This is a genomic window from Clostridium chromiireducens, from assembly GCF_002029255.1.
Classification (GTDB): domain Bacteria; phylum Bacillota; class Clostridia; order Clostridiales; family Clostridiaceae; genus Clostridium; species Clostridium chromiireducens.
In genome coordinates this window covers 1-3,987 of record NZ_MZGT01000148.1, presented here as the reverse complement: position 1 = coordinate 3,987, position 3,987 = coordinate 1, and the positions used below count along the sequence as shown (strand labels likewise).

Here is a 3,987-nt window from a genome sequence, read left to right as displayed (position 1 = left end):
TATATATTGTTATTATATACAAATAAGAGAATTAAACGAAACTTTTAATATTGTTTACAATGAAAATATACTTCTTGAAGAACAAACACTTAACATTATACACCTTAAATGAGAAATCCCTTATGAAGCTTGTTCTATTTAGAAATACTACTTATTTCTCTGTAAATCATTGATCTATTTCAATGTAATCACTTAATGATTTATATGATAGTATAAGTAACTAATGAAAAGGAAACTCTAAAACTCCAATGGAATCTAAAGCCTATGAAAGAGATTTTTTATCAAAGCAGCAAAATCATTGCGATATGACTTTTAAGAATATTCCCGAATTATATTTAGATGATTGTAAGATTAGGACAAGATCTACTACGTTGAGTAATAAAAAAGATTTAATAAATCATAAGATGCTGCCTTATTTTAAACATATTAATACAAATGAGATAACGCCAAATCACATACGGAAATGGCAGAATTCATTAAAGAAAGAAAATTACTCAGATACATATTTAAAATCAATTCATAATCAAATTGCAGCTATCTTTAACTTCGCAATTAAGTATTATAATCTAAATGTTAATCCTGCACTTAGAGCTGGAGCTAAGGTAACAATGGCTTTTAAGATATTATTTGGGACTGGAATAAGGCGTGGTGAATTATTGACTCTCACTTTTAATGATATTAATCTAGATAACAATACTATTAATATAAATAAAACTTATACAAAATGGATGGAGCTGATATTATAAATGCTCCTAAGACTTATAAAAGTAAAAGAATTATCGCTATGATTATAAATCAACAGATAGAGTATTTACTTTTGGATTGCATTTTCTTCGCTATCAATTAGGGAGTATATGTAAGCGCAGTGGGGTAAAAAAATTAGAGTGCATGATTTAAGGCATTCTCATGCATCTCAATTAATTGAACTTGATTTCTCTCCAATATTGATTTCAGAAAGACTTGGACATGAAAAAATACAAAACACACTCGATACGTACTCTCATTTATATCCTAACAAGGATTGCCTTGTAGCAAATAAACTTAATGATTTATATTAGTACGTTTCTAGCACGATTTGTATTTTACAAAGTCTCTCAGACGTTCATATAAAAGAAACAGGGAGGTTTCCCTCCCTACTCCATTCCTATAAACTCAACCTTTTCAACATTTTTAAGGTCAAGAAGACCACTTGTTAACATTTTTATGTCGCCATCCACTGTTGAAAGATCTATTGTTATACTTAAATTAGCATATCCATTTAACGGTATACCTTGATTTATTGTCAAGATATCTCCGCCTTTTTCTGCTATATAATTACTTATATTCGATAAAACGCCCTTTTCATTTTTTAATATTATATTATAAGTAACTTTTCTTCCTTCCGAAGTTTCAGAAAAATCAAATACAAAGTCTTTATATTTATAATATACACTTCTGCTTATGCCAGCTATTTTCACAGCTTCTGTTATTTCTTTTATCTTTCCATCTTTTAATAGTTTTTTTGCAAACAGAACTTTTTCATAAACGTCAGGTAAAACCCTTTTATCTATAACTAAGTAATCTCCACTCATTATTTTGTACCTTCTATAATGGTTGCCCCCGCATTATCTAAAGATAACTCTAATATATTCCATTCCAATCCTTTTATTCTTAAAAATTCTCTAAGCTTATTGCTAAAGCGCTCATCACCTTCGTCGATAATCGCCATGATTGTTGGACCTGCTCCACTTAGGTAACAAGCCAATGCTCCTAATTCATAGCTCATATTATACACCTCTTCAAAACCTGGAATTAACTTACTCCTGTAATTTTGGTGAAAGGCATCTTTACATGCGTACTTTATTAATTCATACTTCCCACTACAGAAGCAAGATACCATAAGAGCAGCCCTTGAGACGTTATAAACTCCATCTTTTAAGCTTATTTCTTTTGGAAGTACGCTTCTTGCTTTCTCAGTAGATAATCTAAAATCAGGAATAATTGAAACAAACTTGATTCCATCCTTAACATTCACTTTATCATAGTAAGTCTTGTTTTCATCAACTATTGCAACAACCATACCCCCAAGCAAGGCTGGTGCAACATTATCTGGATGACCTTCAATTTCTACTGCCATCTCCAATAATTCTTCGTCTGAAAACTTCTTCCCCAAGATTTCGTTAGCTCCTACTAGTCCCCCAACTATACATGTAGAGCTACTTCCAAGACCTCTAGATACTGGTACATCTTGTTTAATTTCGCTTATTTCTAATCCTTTTATTTTATAGCCCGCTTTATCAAAACAATGCTTCATTGCTTGATAAATAATATTTTCTTCATTACAAAATTCCTCTGGCATTCCATTAAACTTCAAACCATCTTCTAATTCCCTGAATTCAAAATCATTATATAAATTTAATGCTATCCCTAATGAATCAAATCCAGGTCCCATATTTGCTGATGTAGCTGGTACTCTAACTCTAATCATATATTATCCCCTATGAATCTAAGTAAGAAAGTAGAGCATTTCTCATCTCACTCTTATCCCAAACTTCATCATGTAATACCTTAGCATTTTCTAAAGTACTTAAGCTATTTGGTATCTTAGTGTTTGTTGAATTAGATAATTCATTTAATACTTTAAAATCATCTACTCCATCAACATCTATATCAAGTGCATTACAAATACTTCTTGGGAATTTGTATGGACTTGCAGTTGATAGTATTAAAGTTGGTTTGTCGTCTTTAGTTTCTTCTACATATTTCTTCTTAACTACATATGCTACAGCTGTATGAGTGTCCATTAAATAATTATCTTTTTTATATATTTCTTCAATAGCATCATACACTTCTTCTGTTGTTGCAAAATTTCCATAGAATTCTTTAATGAAATTTCTAACTTTTTCATTTACTTCATAAACACCTTTAGTATTTAAGTTGTTCATCATCTCACTAACCACTTCAGCATCTCTACCACTTGCTTCAAATAATAATCTTTCTAGATTAGACGAAACAAGTATATCCATTGAAGGTGATTCTGTTAAAACAAGTTCTCTCTTCTTATCATACACCCCTGTTTCAAAGAAGTCTGTTAGAACTTTGTTTTCATTAGATGCACATATAAATTTATCTATTGGTAGCCCCATTTGTTTAGCATAATATCCAGCCAAGATATTTCCAAAGTTACCTGTTGGAACTACTACATTTATAGAATCATCCTTTTGTATTACTCCTTGGTTTACTAAATTAAAATATCCATAAAAATAATACACTATTTGAGGCACAAGTCTTCCAATGTTAATTGAGTTTGCAGATGATAAGATAAATCCTTTTTGAGCTAGCCCTGCCCTAAAATCATTATCTCCAAAAATCTCTTTTACTCCAGTTTGAGCATCATCGAAATTGCCATTTATTCCAATGACTTTAACATTATTTCCTTCTTGACTTGACATTTGTCTTTCTTGAATTGCACTTACTCCATTTTTAGGATAATAAACTACAACTTTAAAGCCTTCAACATCTTTAAATCCTTCAAGTGCAGCTTTTCCTGTATCTCCTGACGTTGCAGTAAGAATTGTTATATCTTCTTTAACATCACAAATTTTCTTAGCTCTTTTCATAATTTGTGGTAAAAATAACAGCGCTGCATCCTTAAATGCACAAGTTGGCCCATGATATAATTCCAAAAAGTTATTTTTTACTTCTACACTGAATCTATCATTATATGCATTATTAATTGCCCCCATTAATTCTGCATCATCAATGTCTGTAAAATACTCATTGATAACTTTAAATGCTAAATCTTCGTATTTAATGTGTGTATCTTTCTTTAATTCATCATATACTTTAGGAAATCCATCTGGAACATATAGCCCGCCATCTTTAGAAATTCCATTAATTATTGCTTTAGCAGATTCTATATCTTTCTCTAAGCCTCTAGTACTTCTAAACTTCATTTAATCTCACCTCAAAATTGTATTAAATATGAATATATATCCACTTATATTT

At 30.5% G+C, this 3,987-nt stretch carries 5 protein-coding genes; 2 read left to right on the top strand and 3 right to left on the bottom strand.

Annotation, left to right across the window (positions count from 1 at the left end; translation table 11 throughout):
* The first annotated feature begins 248 nt into the window (after nucleotides 1–248).
* Together CLCHR_RS25390 and CLCHR_RS25385 are read left to right on the top strand one after the other, a co-directional pair.
* On the top strand, nucleotides 249–746 hold the full coding sequence (locus tag CLCHR_RS25390) for a tyrosine-type recombinase/integrase (RefSeq protein WP_242966196.1): 498 nt from the start codon (nucleotides 249–251) through the stop codon (nucleotides 744–746).
* 138 nt (nucleotides 747–884) lie between these two features.
* A complete protein-coding gene (locus CLCHR_RS25385) occupies nucleotides 885–1,058 on the top strand; it encodes a tyrosine-type recombinase/integrase (RefSeq protein ID WP_242966195.1) in 174 nt (57 codons plus the stop codon).
* A gap of 75 nt (nucleotides 1,059–1,133) precedes the next feature.
* Here the strand turns inward: CLCHR_RS25385 and CLCHR_RS23900 are convergent, their stop codons facing one another.
* From CLCHR_RS23900 to thrC, 3 genes are read right to left on the bottom strand one after another with little or no spacing between them, the layout of a single operon-like run.
* Nucleotides 1,134–1,571, bottom strand: a complete 438-nt coding sequence (locus tag CLCHR_RS23900; protein WP_079442436.1) for an ACT domain-containing protein — start codon at nucleotides 1,569–1,571, stop codon at nucleotides 1,134–1,136.
* Nucleotides 1,571–2,467, bottom strand: a complete 897-nt coding sequence (gene thrB, locus CLCHR_RS23895) for a homoserine kinase (RefSeq protein ID WP_079442435.1) — start codon at nucleotides 2,465–2,467, stop codon at nucleotides 1,571–1,573. Before thrB ends, CLCHR_RS23900 begins: the two co-directional genes overlap by 1 nt.
* Before the next feature lie 10 nt (nucleotides 2,468–2,477).
* On the bottom strand, nucleotides 2,478–3,935 hold the full coding sequence (gene thrC, locus CLCHR_RS23890) for a threonine synthase (RefSeq protein ID WP_079442434.1): 1,458 nt from the start codon (nucleotides 3,933–3,935) through the stop codon (nucleotides 2,478–2,480).
* Between the last annotated feature and the right edge of the window lie 52 nt (nucleotides 3,936–3,987).